General features: G+C 71.6%; 14 protein-coding genes. 3 read left to right on the top strand and 11 right to left on the bottom strand.

From position 1 onward, the window contains the following. Positions 1–138: 138 nt before the first annotated feature. The 7 genes from ACGFYV_RS26880 to ACGFYV_RS26910 form a co-directional block, all read right to left on the bottom strand. Complete coding sequence (locus ACGFYV_RS26880) at positions 139–2,040, bottom strand: acetyl/propionyl/methylcrotonyl-CoA carboxylase subunit alpha (RefSeq protein WP_393881042.1); 1,902 nt, start codon at positions 2,038–2,040, stop codon at positions 139–141. 5 nt (positions 2,041–2,045) lie between these two features. Continuing rightward, positions 2,046–3,644, bottom strand: coding sequence for an acyl-CoA carboxylase subunit beta (locus ACGFYV_RS26885; protein WP_393881043.1), 1,599 nt, complete (start codon positions 3,642–3,644; stop codon positions 2,046–2,048). Further along, complete coding sequence (locus ACGFYV_RS26890) at positions 3,641–5,317, bottom strand: acyclic terpene utilization AtuA family protein (protein WP_393881044.1); 1,677 nt, start codon at positions 5,315–5,317, stop codon at positions 3,641–3,643. Before ACGFYV_RS26890 ends, ACGFYV_RS26885 begins: the two co-directional genes overlap by 4 nt. Beyond that, complete coding sequence (locus ACGFYV_RS26895; protein ID WP_393881045.1) at positions 5,314–6,111, bottom strand: TIGR03084 family metal-binding protein; 798 nt, start codon at positions 6,109–6,111, stop codon at positions 5,314–5,316. The genes ACGFYV_RS26890 and ACGFYV_RS26895 overlap by 4 nt, the downstream gene beginning before the upstream one ends. Positions 6,112–6,405: 294 nt before the next feature. Then, positions 6,406–7,365 (bottom strand): DMT family transporter, encoded by a 960-nt coding sequence (locus tag ACGFYV_RS26900; RefSeq protein ID WP_393881046.1) that lies wholly within the window; start codon positions 7,363–7,365, stop codon positions 6,406–6,408. 182 nt (positions 7,366–7,547) lie between these two features. Further along, positions 7,548–8,669: a lipid II:glycine glycyltransferase FemX gene (locus ACGFYV_RS26905; protein ID WP_393881047.1), complete on the bottom strand. Its 1,122-nt coding sequence runs from the start codon at positions 8,667–8,669 to the stop codon at positions 7,548–7,550. Between the two features lie 111 nt (positions 8,670–8,780). After that, positions 8,781–11,942, bottom strand: a complete 3,162-nt coding sequence (locus tag ACGFYV_RS26910; protein ID WP_393881048.1) for an FAD-binding and (Fe-S)-binding domain-containing protein — start codon at positions 11,940–11,942, stop codon at positions 8,781–8,783. A gap of 244 nt (positions 11,943–12,186) precedes the next feature. Between ACGFYV_RS26910 and serC the strand changes: the two genes are divergently transcribed. Beyond that, positions 12,187–13,305, top strand: coding sequence for a phosphoserine transaminase (gene serC / locus ACGFYV_RS26915; protein WP_393881049.1), 1,119 nt, complete (start codon positions 12,187–12,189; stop codon positions 13,303–13,305). Between the two features lie 77 nt (positions 13,306–13,382). Here the strand turns inward: serC and ACGFYV_RS26920 are convergent, their stop codons facing one another. Both ACGFYV_RS26920 and ACGFYV_RS26925 read right to left on the bottom strand, forming a co-directional pair. Further along, positions 13,383–13,571 carry a DUF397 domain-containing protein gene (locus ACGFYV_RS26920; RefSeq protein ID WP_393881050.1) on the bottom strand — a complete coding sequence of 63 codons (189 nt, stop codon included), beginning with the start codon at positions 13,569–13,571 and terminating at the stop codon, positions 13,383–13,385. Continuing rightward, the gene (locus ACGFYV_RS26925; protein WP_393881051.1) at positions 13,568–14,431 is read right to left on the bottom strand and encodes a helix-turn-helix domain-containing protein; all 864 of its coding nucleotides are present in this window, start codon (positions 14,429–14,431) and stop codon (positions 13,568–13,570) included. Before ACGFYV_RS26925 ends, ACGFYV_RS26920 begins: the two co-directional genes overlap by 4 nt. Before the next feature lie 137 nt (positions 14,432–14,568). Between ACGFYV_RS26925 and ACGFYV_RS26930 the strand changes: the two genes are divergently transcribed. Further along, a complete protein-coding gene (locus ACGFYV_RS26930; RefSeq protein WP_393881052.1) occupies positions 14,569–14,997 on the top strand; it encodes an ATP-binding protein in 429 nt (142 codons plus the stop codon). A gap of 46 nt (positions 14,998–15,043) precedes the next feature. Continuing rightward, positions 15,044–15,274, top strand: coding sequence for a hypothetical protein (locus tag ACGFYV_RS26935; RefSeq protein WP_393881053.1), 231 nt, complete (start codon positions 15,044–15,046; stop codon positions 15,272–15,274). On the opposite strand, the gene ACGFYV_RS26940 is transcribed toward ACGFYV_RS26935, so the two are convergent. Beyond that, positions 15,264–16,112 (bottom strand): helix-turn-helix domain-containing protein, encoded by an 849-nt coding sequence (locus ACGFYV_RS26940; RefSeq protein WP_393881054.1) that lies wholly within the window; start codon positions 16,110–16,112, stop codon positions 15,264–15,266. The genes ACGFYV_RS26935 and ACGFYV_RS26940 overlap by 11 nt on opposite strands. Positions 16,113–16,129: 17 nt before the next feature. After that, positions 16,130–16,882 (bottom strand): DUF6879 family protein, encoded by a 753-nt coding sequence (locus tag ACGFYV_RS26945; RefSeq protein ID WP_393881055.1) that lies wholly within the window; start codon positions 16,880–16,882, stop codon positions 16,130–16,132. Positions 16,883–17,030 lie beyond the last annotated feature (148 nt).

Here is a 17,030-nt window from a genome sequence, read left to right on the forward strand (position 1 = left end):
CCATCGGGAATCTCCGATCTCGTCGTCGATCTTCACGTACAGTGCGGTCAGCAGGGCGTCCAGGTCATTCGTCACAGATCGATCTTGGACGCCCTGCCTTCGTTCCCAGACGCACCGTCAGCATTCGGAATGACTCGTCTAGGTCTCCTGCACCACCGCCAGCAGCATTCCTGGCTCGACCTGCTGGCCGGGCCTGGCGTGCAGGGCGCTGAGCGTGCCGGTTGCCGGGGCGGTGATCTGGTGCTGCATCTTCATCGCCTCGATCCAGATCAGAGGCTGTCCGGCCGTGACGGCGGCCCCTTCCGCGAGGCCTTCGGCGATACGGACGACCGTGCCCGGCATCGGGGCCAGGAGGGAACCGGGGGCCAGCTGGGCGGTGGGGTCGGGGAAGCGGGGCAGGGCGGTGAGGCGGGTGGCGTTGACGTGGACCTCGTCGCCGTAGCGGGTGACGTCGAACCCGCGCTGTACGCCGTCCACGTCGAGGACGACCCTGTGCGTGTCGGCGTGCACGACCCGGACCCCGTCGGCGGTGAGGCCATGCCGGGTGTGGCGGTAGTGGACCTCGTGTTCCCGCCCCGCCATCTCGTACCGCTTGACCTGCGGCTGCGAGGGCAGGTTGCGCCAGCCGGCGAAGCGGGAACGGCCGTGGGCGTCGGCCAGGGCCGCGGCGAGCGCGACCAGAGGTGGTCGCGCGGCGACTCCGTCGAGGGCGGTGGTGGGAGACGGGTGGGCGTACGGGTCGGGCGCGGGCTCGGTCAGTTCGGTGAGGTGGCGGTCGTAGAAGCCGGTGTCCATGCGGGCGTCGGCGAACTCGGCGTGCCGCAGGGAGCGCACCAGCAGGTCCCGGTTGGTGACCGGCCCGTGGAGTTGCGCGCGTTCCAGCGCGCCCGCGAGCTTGCGGATCGCCTCCGCGCGCGTGGGGGCGTGGGCGACGAGCTTGGCGAGCATCGGGTCGTAGTGGACGCCGATGCCGTCGCCGTCGGTGTAGCCGGTGTCGAGGCGGATGCCGTCCGGCACGGCGAGGCGGTGCAGGGTGCCGGTCTGGGGGGCCCAGCCGTGTGCGGGGTCCTCGGCGTAGAGACGGGCCTCGACGGCGTGGCCCCGGGGGCGGGGCGGGTCGGCGGGCAGCGGGTGGCCCTCGGCGACGCGGATCTGCTCGGCGACCAGGTCGAGGCCGAAGACCGCCTCGGTGACGGGGTGTTCGACCTGGAGGCGGGTGTTCATCTCCAGGAAGTGGGCCCGGCCGTCGGCGATCAGGAACTCGACCGTGCCGGCGCCCACGTAGGACACGGCGCGGGCGGCGCGGACGGCCAGGGTGTCCAGTTCGCCGGCGAGCCGGTCGGTCAGTCCCGGTGCGGGGGCCTCCTCGATCACCTTCTGGTGGCGGCGCTGGAGGGAGCAGTCACGGGTGCCGAGGGTCCGGACCGTGCCGTGGGTGTCGGCGAGGATCTGCACCTCGACGTGGCGGCCGTGCTCGATGTAGGGCTCGGTGAAGACCTCGCCGTCGCCGAAGGCGCTCGCGGCCTCGGCGCGTGCGGACTCCAGGGCGTCCGGGAGGTCGGCCAGGCGGCGCACGATCCGCATGCCGCGCCCGCCGCCGCCCGCCGCCGCCTTCACCAGCACGGGCAGGTCGGCCTCGGTGACCCGCGCCGCGTCGAGGGGGGCGAGGCCCATCAGTTCCTTGGCGCGGGTCTTGGACGCCATCGCCTCGATCGCCTCGGGCGGCGGGCCGATCCAGACCAGGCCGGCGTCCAGGACGGCGCGGGCGAAGTCGGCGTTCTCGGAGAGGAAGCCGTAGCCGGGGTGCACGGCGTCCGCGCCGGCGGCCAGGGCCGCCTTCACGATCAGGTCGCCGCGCAGATACGTGTCGGCGGGCGCCGCCCCCGGCAGCCGTACGGCCGTGTCGGCCACGCGCGCGTGGAGCGCGTTCTGATCGGCGTCCGAGTGCACGGCGACCGTCCGGATCCCCAGCTCACCGCAGGTGCGGAAGATCCGGCAGGCGATCTCGCCCCGGTTGGCGACCAGCAGAGTCGAAATCATGAGCCTCACATCCGGAAGACGCCGAAGCCACCGCGCACGCCCTCGTAGGGCGCGGTGTGGATGGCGGACAGGCACAGGCCGAGGACGGTGCGGGTGTCGCGCGGGTCGATGACGCCGTCGTCGTACAGCCGCCCGGACAGGAACATCGGCAGCGACTCGGACTCGATCTGCCGCTCCACCATCGCGCGCAGGGCGGCGTCCGCGTCCTCGTCGTACGGCGCTCCCTTCGCCGCCGCCGACTGCCGGGCGACGATCGACAGGACGCCGGCGAGCTGCTGCGGGCCCATGACGGCGGACTTGGCGCTGGGCCAGGCGAACAGGAAGCGGGGGTCGTAGGCGCGGCCGCACATGCCGTAGTGCCCGGCGCCGTAGGAGGCGCCCATCAGGACCGACAGGTGCGGGACGCGGCTGTTGGCGACCGCGTTGATCATCATCGAGCCGTGCTTGATGATCCCGCCCTGCTCGTACTCCTTGCCGACCATGTAGCCGGTGGTGTTGTGCAGGAACAGCAGCGGGATGTCGCGCTGGTTGGCGAGCTGGATGAACTGGGCGGCCTTCTGCGACTCGGCGCTGAACAGGACGCCTTGGGCGTTCGCCAGGATGCCGACCGGGTAGCCGTGCAGGGACGCCCAGCCGGTGGTCAGGCTCGTCCCGTACAGCGGCTTGAACTCGTCGAAGTCGGAGCCGTCGACCAGGCGGGCGATGACCTCGCGCGGGTCGAAGGGGGTCTTGAGGTCCGCGGGGACGATGCCGAGCAGTTCGTCCGGGTCGTACTCGGGCGGGGCGGCGGGTGCCGGGTCCGCGTACGCCTTGCGGTGGTTGAGGCGGGCGACGACGCGGCGGGCCTGGCGCAGGGCGTCCAGTTCGTCCACGGCGAAGTAGTCGGCGAGGCCCGACACGCGCGCGTGCATCTCGGCACCGCCCAGGGACTCGTCGTCGCTCTCCTCGCCGGTCGCCATCTTCACCAGCGGCGGCCCGCCGAGGAACACCTTCGCGCGTTCCTTGACCATGATCACGTGGTCGGACATGCCGGGGATGTACGCGCCGCCCGCGGTGGAGTTGCCGAAGACGACCGCGACGGTGGGGACGCCGGCGGCGGACAGCCGGGTGATGTCGCGGAAGATCGCCCCGCCGGGGATGAAGATCTCCTTCTGCGAGGGCAGGTCGGCGCCGCCGGACTCGACCAGGCTGATACAGGGCAGCCGGTTGGCGAGCGCGATGTCGTTGGCGCGCAGCGACTTCTTCAGCGTCCAGGGGTTGCTGGCGCCGCCGCGCACAGTCGGGTCGTTGGCGGTGATCAGGCACTCGACGCCCTCGACCACGCCGATGCCGGTGACCACGGACGCGCCGACCGTGTACTCGCTGCCCCAGCCGGCCAGCGGGGACAGCTCCAGGAACGGGGTGTCGGGGTCGAGGAGCAGCTCGATCCGTTCGCGTGCGAGCAGCTTGCCGCGTCCCCGGTGCCGGGCGACGTACTTCTCGCCGCCGCCCGCGAGCGCCTTGGCGTGCTCGGTCTCCAGCTCGGCGAGCTTCGCGAGCATGGCCTCGCGGGCCGCCCGGTGGTCGGCGTCGTGCGGGTCCACGCGGGACGCGAGAACCGTCATAGCAGGGCCTCCGGAAGGTCCAGGTGGCGGGAGCGCAGCCATTCGCCGAGGGCCTTGGCCTGCGGGTCGAAACGGTGCCGGGCGGCGACGCCCGCGCCGAGGATGTCCTCGACGACGAAGTTGAGCGCGCGCAGGTTCGGCAGGACGTGGCGGGCCACGGCCAGCTCACGGCTCTCGGGGATCAGCTGCCGGAAGCGTTCGGCCGTCAGCTCGTGGGCGAGCCACCGCCAGGCCTCGTCGGTACGGGCCCACACGCCGGCGTTGGCGTTCCCGCCCTTGTCCCCGCTGCGGGCACCGGCGACCAGGCCGAGGGGCGCCCGGCGGGTGGGTCCGGCGGGCAGGGGCTCGGGCAGGGGCGGCTGGGGCAGGGTGTCCAGTGCCCGGACGTCCTGGGCCGGCGCCACAGCGACACGCCGCCCGTCATGGAGGACCGCCACATGGTCGACGGCCTTCTGAGGGACGTACGCATGCTCGAAGACCCCATAGGGTGCGCCCTTTCCGGGTGGCGCGAGCACATGGAAGCCGGGGTAGCTGGCGAGGGCCAGTTCGATCGCGGCGCCGCTCAGCGCCCGCCCGACGGCCCGTTCGTCGGGGTCGCGTACGACGAGCCGCAGCAGGGCGCTGGCCGTCTCCTCGGTGCCGGCGTCGGCGCGGTCGGTGCGCACAAGGTCCCAGCGGACGTCGGCGGGCGGCGCCTCGGCGAGCGCGTCGTTCATCTGCTCCCGCACGAGGGCGGCCTTGGCCTCGATGTCGAGGCCGGTGAGGACGAAGGCGACCTCGTTGCGGAAGCCGCCGAGCCGGTTGAGCCCGACCTTGAGGGTGGGCGGGGGCGCCTCACCGCGCACGCCCCGGATCCGCACCCGGTCCGGTCCGTCCTGGCTCAGCTCGGCGGTGTCGAGGCGGGCGGTGACGTCGGGCCCGGCGTACCGGGCGCCGCCGGTCTCGTAGAGCAGCTGGGCGGTGACCGTGCCGACGTCGACGAAGCCGCCGGTGCCGGGGTGCTTGGTGATGACACTGCTGCCGTCGGCGTGGATCTCGGCGAGCGGGAAGCCGGGCCGGCGCACGTCGCCCTCCTGGAAGAACGCGTAGTTCCCGCCGGTGGCCTGGGTCCCGCACTCCAGCACGTGCCCGGCGACGACGGCCCCCGCGAGCCGGTCGTACTCCTCGGGCCGCCAGCCGAAGTGGGCGGCGGCGGGCCCGGTGACGAGGGCCGCGTCCGTGACCCGGCCGGTGACGACGACGTCCGCTCCGGCCCGCAGGCACTCGGCGATGCCGAACCCGCCGAGGTAGGCGTGGGCGGCGAGGGCGCCGGGGTGGTCCGCGGTGCGGTCGTCGCCCTCGACGTGCGCGACCCGCACGGGAATGCCGAGCCGGTCGGCCAGCTGCCGTACGGCGTCGGCGAGTCCGGCCGGGTTGAGGCCGCCCGCGTTGGTGACGATCCGCACCCCGCGCTCGTGGGCGAGGCCGAGGGTGTCCTCCAGCTGGCGCGGGAAGGTGCGGGCGTATCCGGCGGACGGGTCCTTCAGCCGGTCCCGTCCCAGGATGAGCATGGTGAGTTCGGCGAGGTAGTCGCCGGTGAGGACGTCGACCTCGCCGCCGGTGAGCATCTCGCGCAGGGCGGCGGCGCGGTCGCCGTAGAAACCGGAGAAGTTGCCGATGCGCAGCACGCTCACGCCGGTTCCCCCTTCGGCGGACGGCCGGTGCCGGGCGGGCCCGCGAAGGCCTGGGCGATGTCGAGCCAGCGGTCGGCGTCCGGGCCCTCGGCGTGCAGGGCGAGGTCGGCGCGGTGGGCACGCTGGGTGACCAGCAGGCAGAAGTCGAGCGCGGGCCCGGTGACCCGCTGCGCGGCGTCCTCCGGACCGAAGGCCCACGACGCGCCGGACGGCGCCCGGACCTCGACGCGGAACTCCTCCTGCGGCACGGGCAGCCCCCGCACCCCGAACGCGAAGTCCCTTGCCCGCCCCCCGATGCGGACCACATGTCGGAGCCGGTCGGTGGGTGCGCGGACCACACCGAGGGCGTCGGCCACGTCCTGGCCGTGGGCCCAAGTCTCCATAAGACGCCCGGTGGCCATGGAGGCGGCCGACATGGGCGGCCCGAACCAGGGGAGACGGGTGCCCTGTGGCGCCGCGTCCCGCAGCGCCCGGTCGAGCGCGTCCCTGCCCTCCCGCCACCGGGCCAGCAGTTCGGCGGGCGCGAGACGGGCGCCTTCCTCGGCGGCGTCGTCCACGAAGGAGTCGGGCGCGGCGAGCGCCTTCCCGACGACCTCCCCGAAACCGTCCCGGTCCGTCACGGCGAGCAGGGCGGCCTTGTCGGTCCAGTGCAGATGCGCGATCTGGTGGGCGACACTCCAGCGCGGCGCGGGCGTCGCCCCCGCCCACTGCTCGTCGGTCAACTCGGCCACCAGCACGTCGAGTGCTCGGCTTTCCTCACGCAGGTCGTCGAAGACGGGCGTCGGATCTGACATGCCAGGGAGCATGGCAGCGGGCCGAGAAACAATCAAGCGTGCTTGCATGGACTTTGGAGAAGGCTATGGGCTGGACACACACGGGCGGAGACGCACACATGGGTGGGCCTCGCACACGGGCGGAACAGGTGGGCGGGACGCACGTAGCCGGGACGCACACACCGGCGGGACGCACATGGCCGCGACGCACACGGCCGCGACGCACACACCGGCCGGACGCACAGGCCTGGACGCACACGTCGGCGGGACGCACGTAGCCAGGGCCCACACACCGGTGGGCGCGCCCCGTGTCGGTCAGGCCTCCGGGATCGGTTCCCGTACCTTGCCCCGGCCCACCTGGGTCCGCACCGCGCCGATGCTCGCCGCGATGACCAGGGCGATGGCGGCGGCCTGGGTGGTGGAGAGGGACTGACCGAGGATGAGGAAACCGGCGGTGGCGGCGATGGCCGGTTCCAGGCTCATGAGGACGGCGAAGGTGGAGGCGGGCAGCAGACGCAGGGCGAGGAGTTCCAGGGTGTAGGGCAGGACGGAGGAGAGCAGGGCCACCGCCGAGCCCAGGGCGAGGGTGGTGGGGTTCACCAGGCGGCTGCCGGCCTCGGCGATGCCGAGCGGGAGGAAGAGGAGGGCGGCCACCGCCATGGCGAGGGCCAGTCCGTCCGCCTGCGGGAAGCGGCGCCCCGTACGCGCGCTGAAGACTATGTAGATCGCCCACATGGCGCCGGCGCCCAGGGCGAAGGCGACACCTATGGAGTCGAGATCGCTGAAGCCCCCGCCGCCCAGCAGGAAGACACCCCCGAGCGCCAGGCCCGCCCACACCAGGTTGATCGCGCGGCGGGAGGCGAGCACGGAGAGGGCCAGCGGGCCGAGGACCTCAAGGGTGACCGCGGCGCCCAGCGGGATGCGGGCAGCCGCCTCGTAGAACAGTCCGTTCATCCCGCCCATGGCGACGCCGAAGGCGAGAACCGTGCCCCAGTCGGTGCGCGAGTGTCCGCGCAGGCGCGGGCGGCAGACCACGAGGAGGACCACGGCGGCGGCGAAGAGTCGCAGGGTCACGACGCCCAGCGCGCCGGCCCGCGGCATCAGGGTCACGGCGACCGCCGCACCGAACTGGACCGAGATCCCGCCGGCCAGCACCAGCCCGACGGGCCCCAGCGAGCCGAAGCGGCTCGGGGTGCCGACGGAGGCGACCGGGGTCGACGTGGCGGTGCTGGAGGTGGTCACGGGCGGTCCAGGTTCTTGATCGGGTTCGTTCATCGCGATGTACTACCGGGTCCAGGGTAGTGGACTCGGTCAGGAGTGTGAACCCTTTATGTAGCTGTCCTGGATGCTGAGATCAGGATCCTGAGATCGGGAGGTCTACGGACCGGGAGGTCTGTGGATCGGGAGGTCTGTGGATCGGGAGGTCTGTGGATCGGGAGGTCTGTGGCCGGGAAGGGTCAGCGGCGGGACATGTAGACGTCCAGCGCCTTGTGCAGCAGACGGTTCAGCGGGAAGTCCCACTCGCCCAGGTACTCCACGGCCTCACCGCCCGCGCCCACCTTGAACCGCAGCAGCCCGAGCAGGTGGTTGGACTCCTCCAGGGTGTCGGTGATGCCCCGGAAGTCGTAGACGTGGGCGCCCAGCTCGTGGGCGTCGGCCATCATCCGCCACTGCATGGCGTTGTTCGGCTGGACCTCGCGCCTGCGGCTGGTGGAGGCGCCGTACGAGTACCAGACGTGCCCGCCGACGATCAGCATCGTGGCCGCCGCGAGTACCTCGCCCTCGTGGTGGGCGAGGTAGAGCCGCATCCGGTCCGGGTGTTCGGCGGCGAGCGCCGTCCACATGCGCTGGAAGTAGGACAGCGGGCGCGGGATGAAACGGTCGCGCTCGGCGGTCTCCGTGTAGATGCCGTAGAAGACCGGCAGGTCCTCGGGGCCTCCGCGGACGACCTTCACGCCCGCCTTCTCGGCCTTCTTGATGTTGCGCCGCCACTGCTGGTTGAGCCCGCGGTGGATGTCCTCCAGCGACCGTCCGGCGAACGGCACCTGGCTGACGTACCGGGGCTGCCCCGCGGCGAAGCCCTCCTCGCTGCCCGGCTCGGTCTGCCGCCACCCCAGGCTGCGCAGCCGCTCCGCGACCTCCCCGGCGCGCGGCTCGTACGACGTCGGCTCCGCGTCCCGCAGCCGGTGGGCGTCCGGGTGGGCGATCGCCGCCTTGACCGCGTCCGGGTTCCACCGCCGTACGACCACGGGCGGCCCCATCTTGACCGAGAAGGCGCCGCGTCCCTTCAGGTACGCCAGCAGGGGGTCGAGCCAGCGCTCCAGGTCGGGCGCGTGCCAGTCGATGACCGGCCCTTCCGGCAGGTAGGCGAGGTACCGCTTCACCCTGGGCAGTGGTCTGAGCAGCACCAGCCCGACCCCGACGAGCCGCCCGTCCGCCTCGAACCATCCGAGGCTCTCCGCCTGCCATTCCGGTTTCACGTCACCCCACGACGGCACCTGCATGTGGCTGACGGAGGGCAGCGCCGCCACGAAGGCGAGGTGCTCGGCGCGGGTGATGGGCCGCAGGGTCAGGGACATGCGCGGTACTCCTCGTGCTCCTCCGGGATCGCTGGACCTGTTCACCCTACGGAGTCGTCCCGCCCGCGCCCCGGCCCGAACGCCGCGAACACCTGCGTGTCCGTCGCCCCCTCACCCTGTTCTCCCCGTCGTTCCTCCCGTCCGCCCCGTCGTTCCTCCCGTCCGCCCCGTCGTTCTCCCCGTCCGCCCGGTCGTTCTCTCCCGCTCCTCGTCCTCCAGTGCCTCCGCCAGCACCTCCGCCAGATGCCGGCCGTGCGCTCCGGCAAGCTGGTCCAGTTGGGTGCGGCAGGAGTAGCCGTCGGCCAGGATCACGGCCTGGGCGGGCGCGTCCCGTACCGCGGGCAGGAGTTGGTCCTCGGCGCAGGCGCGGGAGACCTCGAAGTGGCCTTTCTCGAAGCCGAAGTTGCCCGCGAGGCCGCAGCAGCCGCCGGTCAGCTCGCCGGTCAGGCCGGCCGCTTCGCGCAGCCGGCGGTCGGCGCCGTCGCCGAGGACCGCGTGCTGATGGCAGTGGGTCTGACCGGTGACCGGGCGGTCCACGGCGGGCGGTGTCCAGTGGGGGGCGTGGCGTTCCAGTGCCTCGGCGAACGTGACGACGGCGGCGGCCAGGTGTGCCGCGCGCGGGTCGTCGTGCAGGAGTTCCGGCAGGTCGGTGCGGAGGGCGGCCGCGCAGCTCGGCTCCAGGACGACGACCGGGACCCCGGCCCGCAGCACCGGCTCCATCAGGTCGAGCGTGCGGCGCAGGACCGCGCGGGCGCGGTCGAGCCGGCCCGTCGAGAGGTACGTCAGCCCGCAGCAGACGCGCCCTCGGCGGGCGGTGAGCAGCGCGGTCGCCGAGCGTGACCTGCCGTCCCCGACCGGGCGTCCGCGCATCAGCAGCGTCGGCGGCAGCGCCACTCGCAGCCCGGCGGCCTCCAGCACCCGGACGGCGGACCGGCCGACGGAGGGGGACAGGTGCTCGGTGAAGGTGTCGGGCCACAGCACGACGAGGTCCCCGGCACCGTCGCCGCCGGCACCACCGGCACCACCGGCACCCCCAGCACCCCCAGCACCCCCAGCACCCCCAGCACCCCCAGCACCCCCAGCACCGGCACCCCGGGCACCGTCACCCCCTGCGCCGTCAACCCCGGCCCCCTCACCCCCGGCCCCTTCGCCCGCCCCCACACCCGCACGCGCCCCCTCTCCCCCTCGCCCTCTCCCCCGCCACCACGCGCTGAACGTCCGCGACGCCACCCGCGGGATCTCCCGCTCGGCCGCGATGCCCGCCAGCCGCTTGCCCAGGCCCGCGAGGGGCCGTACCCCGGCGAGTGCGTTGAGCAGTGGTGCCGTGCGGGTCCGGGCGACCCAGCGCAGCCAGACCGGCAGCGAACCCATGCTGTAGTGGGCGGCCGGGCGGCGCCGGCCGGCGTAGTGGTGGTGGAGGAACTCGGCCTTGTAGGTGGCCATGTCGACGCCGACCGGGCAGTCCGAGCGGCAGCCCTTGCAGGACAGGCACAGGTCGAGGGCGTCCCGGACCTCGGTGGAGTGCCAGCCGTCGGTGACCAGTTCACCGGCGAGCATCTCGTGGAGCAGCCGGGCCCGGCCGCGCGTGGAGTGCTCCTCCTCTCCGGTGGCGCGGAAGGAGGGGCACATGACGGCGGCGCCGGTCACGGTGGTCGTACGGCACTTGGCGACGCCGACGCAGCGGCGGACGGCCGCGCGGAAGTCGCCGCCGTCGGCCGGGTAGCCGAAGGCCACGTCGACCGGGCGGCGGGGCAGGACGGAGAAGCGGAGGTTGCCGTCCAGCGGGGCGGGGCGGACCAGCATGCCGGGGTTGAGGAGGTCGTCGGGGTCCCAGATTCCCTTGGCCCGCTCGAAGAGGGTGACCATCGCGTCGCCGTACATGCGCGGCAGCAGTTCCGCGCGGGCCTGTCCGTCGCCGTGCTCTCCGGACAGTGAGCCGCCGTGGGCGACCACCAGGCCGGCCAGTTCCTCGGAGAAGCGGCGGAAGCGGGCGATGCCGGCCTCGGTGAGCAGGTCGAAGTCGATGCGGACGTGGATGCAGCCGTCGCCGAAGTGGCCGTACGGGGCGCCGCGCAGGCCGTGGGTGGCGAGGAGGTCCCGGAAGTCCCGCAGATAGGGGCCGAGCCGGGCGGGCGGCACCGCGCAGTCCTCCCAGCCGGGCCAGGCCTCCGTGCCGTCGGGCATCCGGGTCGCCGTACCGCTCGCGTCCTCGCGGATCCGCCACAGGGCACGCTGTGCGGCCGGGTCCGTCACCACGACCGCGTCGACCACGTCGGCCGCGCGGACGATCGCCTCGGCACGCGCGCGTGCCTCGCCCGCGGTCTCCCCGCCGGTCTCCGCGAACAGCCAGGCGCCGCCTCTCGGCAGCCCCGCCGGTGAGCGCACGAGGTCGGCGGCCATGCCCTCCACGGTCAGCGGGCCGAGCGGCAGGAGTCCGGCGGCGGCCTCGGCGGCGGCGCTCTCGTCGGCGTAGGCCAGCACGGCGAGGGCACGCGCGCGGGGTGCCTCGACCAGTCGTACGACCGCCTCGGTGAGGATGCCGAGGGTGCCCTCGGAGCCGCAGAAGGAACGGGCGACGTCGGCGCCCTTCTCGGGCAGCAGGGCGTCCAGGGCGTAACCGGAGATACGGCGGGGCAGGTCCGGAAAGCCGGTGCGCAGCCGTGCCAGTGCGTCTTCGGCCAGGTCACGCAGCCCGTCCGGTGCCCCGGCCCAGTCCCGGCCGAGCCGCAGCCGCTGCCCGCGCGCGGTGATGACGGACAGCTCGCGCACGCTGTCGGCCGTCGTCCCCCAGGCGACCGAGTGCGAGCCGCACGCGTTGTTGCCGATCATGCCGCCGAGGGTGCAGCGGCTGTGCGTGGAGGGATCGGGGCCGAAGCGGAGACCGTGGGGGGCGGCGGCCTCCTGGAGCCGGTCGAGGACGAGTCCCGGCTGAACGACGGCGGTCCGCGTGCCCGGGTCCAGTTCCAGCAGCCCGTCCATGTGCCGGGTGAAGTCCAGGACGACGCCGGTGCCGGTCGCCTGGCCGGCGATCGACGTGCCCCCGCCGCGTGCCACCACCGGCACCCCGCGCGTCCGGCACACCTCCAGCACGGCAGCCACGTCGTCGGCGTCTCTCGGCGCGACGACGCCCAGGGGGACGCGCCGGTAGTTGGACGCGTCCATGGTCACGAGCGCCCGGGAGGTGACGTCGAAGCCGACCTCGCCCCGGACGGCCCCGCGCAGCTCGGCTTCGAGCCGCGAGCGATCCGCTGCAAACCCCGAGAGATCCGTCATGCGTCCAGGATGCATCCGCTCACGCACAGTCACCGCGAGTTTTCCACAGCCCGCCGCATATGGTCGTACCGACTCGCATATGGTCGTACTGACTCGCGCATCTCGCGGCTCGGGAACTCGCGCATCTCTCGCTGGTCCCGGGCTCGCGCAAACCCGCAGGTCCAGCGGTCCGTCCCTCGGCGCGTACGTCTCATCGGACGGACATGGTTCCGTCCCGTTTCGTCTAGCCGATACCCTCCGTCTCGTGGCCGACATCCAGATTCCCGCTGACATCAAGCCCGCCGACGGACGCTTCGGCGCGGGCCCCTCCAAGGTGCGCACGGAGGCACTGGAGGCGCTCGCCGCCACCGGCAGTTCCCTGCTCGGCACCTCCCACCGCCAGGCCCCGGTCAAGAACCTGGTGGGCCAGGTCCGCGAAGGCATCAGCTCCCTCTTCTCCCTCCCCGACGGCTACGAGGTCGTCCTCGGCAACGGCGGCTCCACCGCGTTCTGGGACATCGCCACCCACGGCCTGATCGAGAACAAGTCCCAGCACCTCAACTTCGGCGAGTTCTCCTCCAAGTTCGCCAAGGCCGCGAAGCTCGCCCCCTGGCTGGCCGAGCCCACCGTCATCGCCAGCGACCCCGGCACCCACCCCGAGGCCCAGGCCGAGGCGGGCGTCGACGTCTACGCCTTCACGCACAACGAGACGTCCACCGGTGTCGCCATGCCGATCAAGCGCGTGGCCGGCGCCGACGAGGGCGCGCTCGTCCTCGTGGACGCCACCTCCGGCGCGGGCGGCCTCCCGGTCGACATCGCCGAGACCGACGTCTACTACTTCGCCCCGCAGAAGTCCTTCGCCTCCGACGGCGGCCTGTGGATCGGCGTCTTCTCCCCGGCCGCGATCGAGCGCGCCGAGCGCGTCCACGCGTCCGGCCGCCACGTCCCGGAGTTCTTCAGCCTCCCGACGGCGATCGACAACTCCCGCAAGAACCAGACGTACAACACCCCGGCCCTCGCCACCCTCTTCCTGCTGAACCAGCAGCTGGAGTGGCTGAACGGCCAGGGCGGCCTCGCCTTCTCCACGGGCCGCACGAAGGATTCCTCGACCCGTCTGTACACCTGGGCGGAGGAGTCCAAGTACGCCACCCCGTTCGTCACCGACCCGGCCAAGCGCTCGCAGGTCATCGGCACGATCGACTTCTCCGACGAGATCGACGCGTCCGCCGTCGCGAAGGTGCTGCGCGCGAACGGCATCGTGGACACCGAGCCGTACCGCAAGCTCGGCCGCAACCAGCTGCGCATCGCGATGTTCCCGGCGATCGACCCGGCGGACGTCGAGGCGCTGACGAAGTGTGTCGACTACGTGATCGAGAAGCTGTAGCCGTTTCGCGTACGACAGTGGGGGCGCCCGGTGAACACCGGGTGCCCCCACTGTCGTTGTTCTGTGTGCCGCGCTGTCTACACGAACTGCTGGAGGAAGGCGTGCCAGCTGTCGCGGGAGACGGTGAGGAGGGGGCTGTCGCCCGGCTGCTTGCTGTCGCGGACGGCTCGGCCGTCGTCGGTTGTAGAAGCCACTTCTACGCAATCGCCTTGCTGTGCGGAGTACGACGACTTTCGAAAGGTGCCCACAACCTCGGCCACGATCACTCTTCCTTCATGCCCCGCAGTACGTCTCGGATGAGTCGTGCGCTCGCCTCCGGCGCCAATGCTGCTGATCGTAGTAGGTCGAACGCATTGCCGTAAGCGGCGAGATCCTTGGGGTCTTCCAGCACGGAGGTGCCTCGCAGGTTCTCCATCGCCACGGCCTCGACGGTGGGTTCGGAGTCGAAGCTGAAGGACGAGAACGCGGGGATCGAACCCACCAGCACTCCCGCGCTGAGCGGCAGAACCTGCACGGTGACGTTCTTCCTCTTCATCGCGGTGAGGATCGCGGACAGTTGCTCCCGGTGAGTGTCGATGCTCACCAGTGGGTGTACGACCGCCACCTCCCAGAAGACAGCGGCGTACGACGCCCCGCCCTCCCCGATCTTCGCCTGCCGCGCTTCCCGGACCTTGACCAACTGCGCCAACACATCCGGAGCGATGTAGTCGGGCCCAGCCGCGATGATCGCCTCAGCGTAGGACGGAGTTTGCAACAGCCCCGGCACCAACGCGGGCTGCCACTGACGGATGTACGTCGCGTCGTCCTCCAACGCGATGTGGTCCAAGTAGTCCGGACGCAGTTGTTCCGCGTGTTCGAGCCACCAGCCCCGGTTCTTCGAGTGCTTGGCCAACTCCTCCAGTTTGGCCCGCTCCACGGGGTCCTTCACGCCGTAGGCGTCCAGTAGCAGCCGCACCTCGATGACGCGGGCCGTGACATGCCCGGTCTCAAGGCGGCTGACCCTGGCCTGACTTGCCGCGATGATCTCGGCAGCCCGGGGCTGATCGATCTTGGCGGCATGGCGGTACTGCCTGAGTGCCGTGCCCAACCGCCTGCTGCGCACGGTCGGTCGTCCACCTGCGGGCATGAGATCTCCCCTCTCCTCCGGCAACGATGCCACACCGGTCGCACTCCCGAGAGTGCATCACTCGATCGGATGAACAAGTGAATGTATTCAGTTGAGCTAGTTGCGGCGGGGCCGCATACGGTCGTAGCTTCCTGGCCATGCCCGCAACCGAGACCTTCCGCTTCCCCAAGCGCAGACAGCACGTCCCCGGCGCTCGTCAGCAGGTACGCAAAGCCCTCGCGAACTGGGGAATCACCGGCGAACTCGCCGATCCCGTCCTCCTGTTGGCGAACGAACTCGTCACCAACGCCGTGACCCACTGCCGTGTCTCCTGCGCCCAGGTCGAGGTGCGGCTCACCCTGCGCGAGGCCCATCTCGTCCTGGAGGTGTCCGACCCGGACAGGGACAGGCTCCCCCGCTTACGCGACTCCGCGCCGGACGAGGAAGGCGGGCGCGGGCTGGCACTCGTGGCGGCCTTGGCCGAGGCGTGGGGAAGCAGGCAGGAGCCGTACACGAAATGCGTGTGGGCCGTGTTCGCGCTCACCGAGCAGCCAGGGAGGCCGCCCCGTGCTCCGTCAACTCCCTGACACGCTCGCCCGCTTGTTCCGCCGCCCGCGCGCCGACGGTCCCCTGTTGGACGACCGGAATCTGGCCCGGGAAGTACGGGCGCCGGATCCGTACGTCTGGCAGCTACCGAACCCGCGCGACGCCCGCTGGCGACGCTGGGCCAGACGCAACCGCGCGGCCGGCCATCGTCTGCCGTTCCCCCGCGACGAGGAGTACTGGACGACGGCCGTCACGCCTGGCGCGCCGCTCTGGGAAGCTGCCGACGACGTCGTACGGCCGTACGTCCTCAGACCTTGAGGTTCCTGCGGACGCGGGCGATCACCTGCTGGGCTTCGGCGCCGAATACGGCCGACTCGGCGAAGGTGTCCCAGACCCGGCGGTAGAGGGCGATCGTTTCTGCGTCGTCCAGCCAGAGTTCGGCGTGCCAGTCCTCGACGGTGACCAGCCGGTCGTCCAGGACCCAGAACCCGTTCGCCGGCGGCAATCGCAACGCGGCGTCCCAGGGCACGATCCCGAGCTGGACCGTATCCATGCCCACCACACCCAGCAGACGGTCCAGTTGGACCGCCAGCACCTCCGGGGGACACGGCTGAGCCCGCAGCGCGCCCTCCCACATGAGCGTCTTCAGCCGATTGCCAGGCTGGTAAAGCCACTCCTGCCGCTTCATGCGGGCGCGCACCGCGTCCTCGGCGTCCCGTGGAGAGCGCCGGAATTCCGCATAGCGCTCAAAGAGGTTCCGTGCGTAGTCGGCAGTCTGAAGCATCCCGTTGACGGCGAAGTTGTCCCACACGTGCAGGGTCCGGGTCTCGCTGATGAGCGTGTTCCAGGACTCCTGTACAGGGGCATGACCTGCCGCGAGTTGACGCCGCCAAGAGCGGATGTGGCTTTCGAAGCCCCGCAGCCGAGACCGGAGTTCAGCGAAGACATCCGGCTGGCCCACCGCCTCGGCCCATGCCCGGAGGTCGTCGTCCGTGGGTGTCTGCCTGCCGTTCTCCAGCTTGCTGACCTTCGACTGCGGCCACCCCAGCCGCTGGGCCAGCTCCGTACCGGTGAGCCGCCCACCAGAGCTGTCGACCCGCAGCTCTTTGAGCCTGCGACCCAGTTCCGCGCGCGCCCTCTGGTAGTCCGTGCTCACCGGTCCCGCTCTAACCCCTACGCGTCGTTGTCCATCTCTGCCGTGAACTTCTGCCACGGTACGGCGTGATGCCAAGCAGCATCCCGCACCATGGAGCAGCGCACCACCTCCGCCGGCTCGGTGATCAGGTCCACGTGCGTGAGTTCGTCGTCGTCATCGAACCGCAGGAGTGCGATGAGGCGGCTGTCGAACAGCCAGAAGTCCTCGGCGGGCAGTTGGAGTCGGTCAGCATCGGCACGCCACAGGATGCGGATGTCCTCGCCCATACCGCTGTTCCGCTTGGCGTTGTCGAGGAGGTAGAGCTGGCCAGTGGTCGGCGGCTGGTCCACGATGCGTACCCGCTCCACCCGCTTGCCCTGGCCGGTCTGCTCACGGATCGTCCGGCAGTACGGGTGGTCGAAGTTCCAGTCCGCCATACCGGTCTCCACGAACTGCCGGTACGTGTCGGTCGCTTCGTCACTCGCGTATCGTCGCCGCGTCTCCAACCGCCAGGCCGTGTGCTCGAACTTCGCGAAGAGGCCGTTGAACTCCTCAAGCCCGATCGTCCGAACCTGCCTCGTGCTCTCCTTCGGAGCCCAGTCCACCAGTAATTCACGCGGCACCACGACCGCGACCTCCCCCTCGGAGAGGTGCCGAAGCTGCGCGACATCTTCCGCATCGGTGAGCGGAGGACCGTGCACGATCACCTCCCCGCTGTCCAGGTCCTCATGCACGGACGGGCATCCGCCAACGTCACTCCCCGTCCCGTTGAACCGCAACCTGCGCGCCATCTACGACCCACCCCTTGAGGCTTGATGATGTTGGTGACCCCAGGATGTCGGTGCCTCTGAGTGAATGTCCATGCATCCAGAGTCACCATGCGAGAATAATCGAGAATATTCGCGCCCGTGCCAGACCGTCCCCTCCTACGGTCACCCC

The organism is Streptomyces sp. NPDC048297, from assembly GCF_043201585.1.
Lineage (GTDB): Bacteria > Actinomycetota > Actinomycetes > Streptomycetales > Streptomycetaceae > Streptomyces.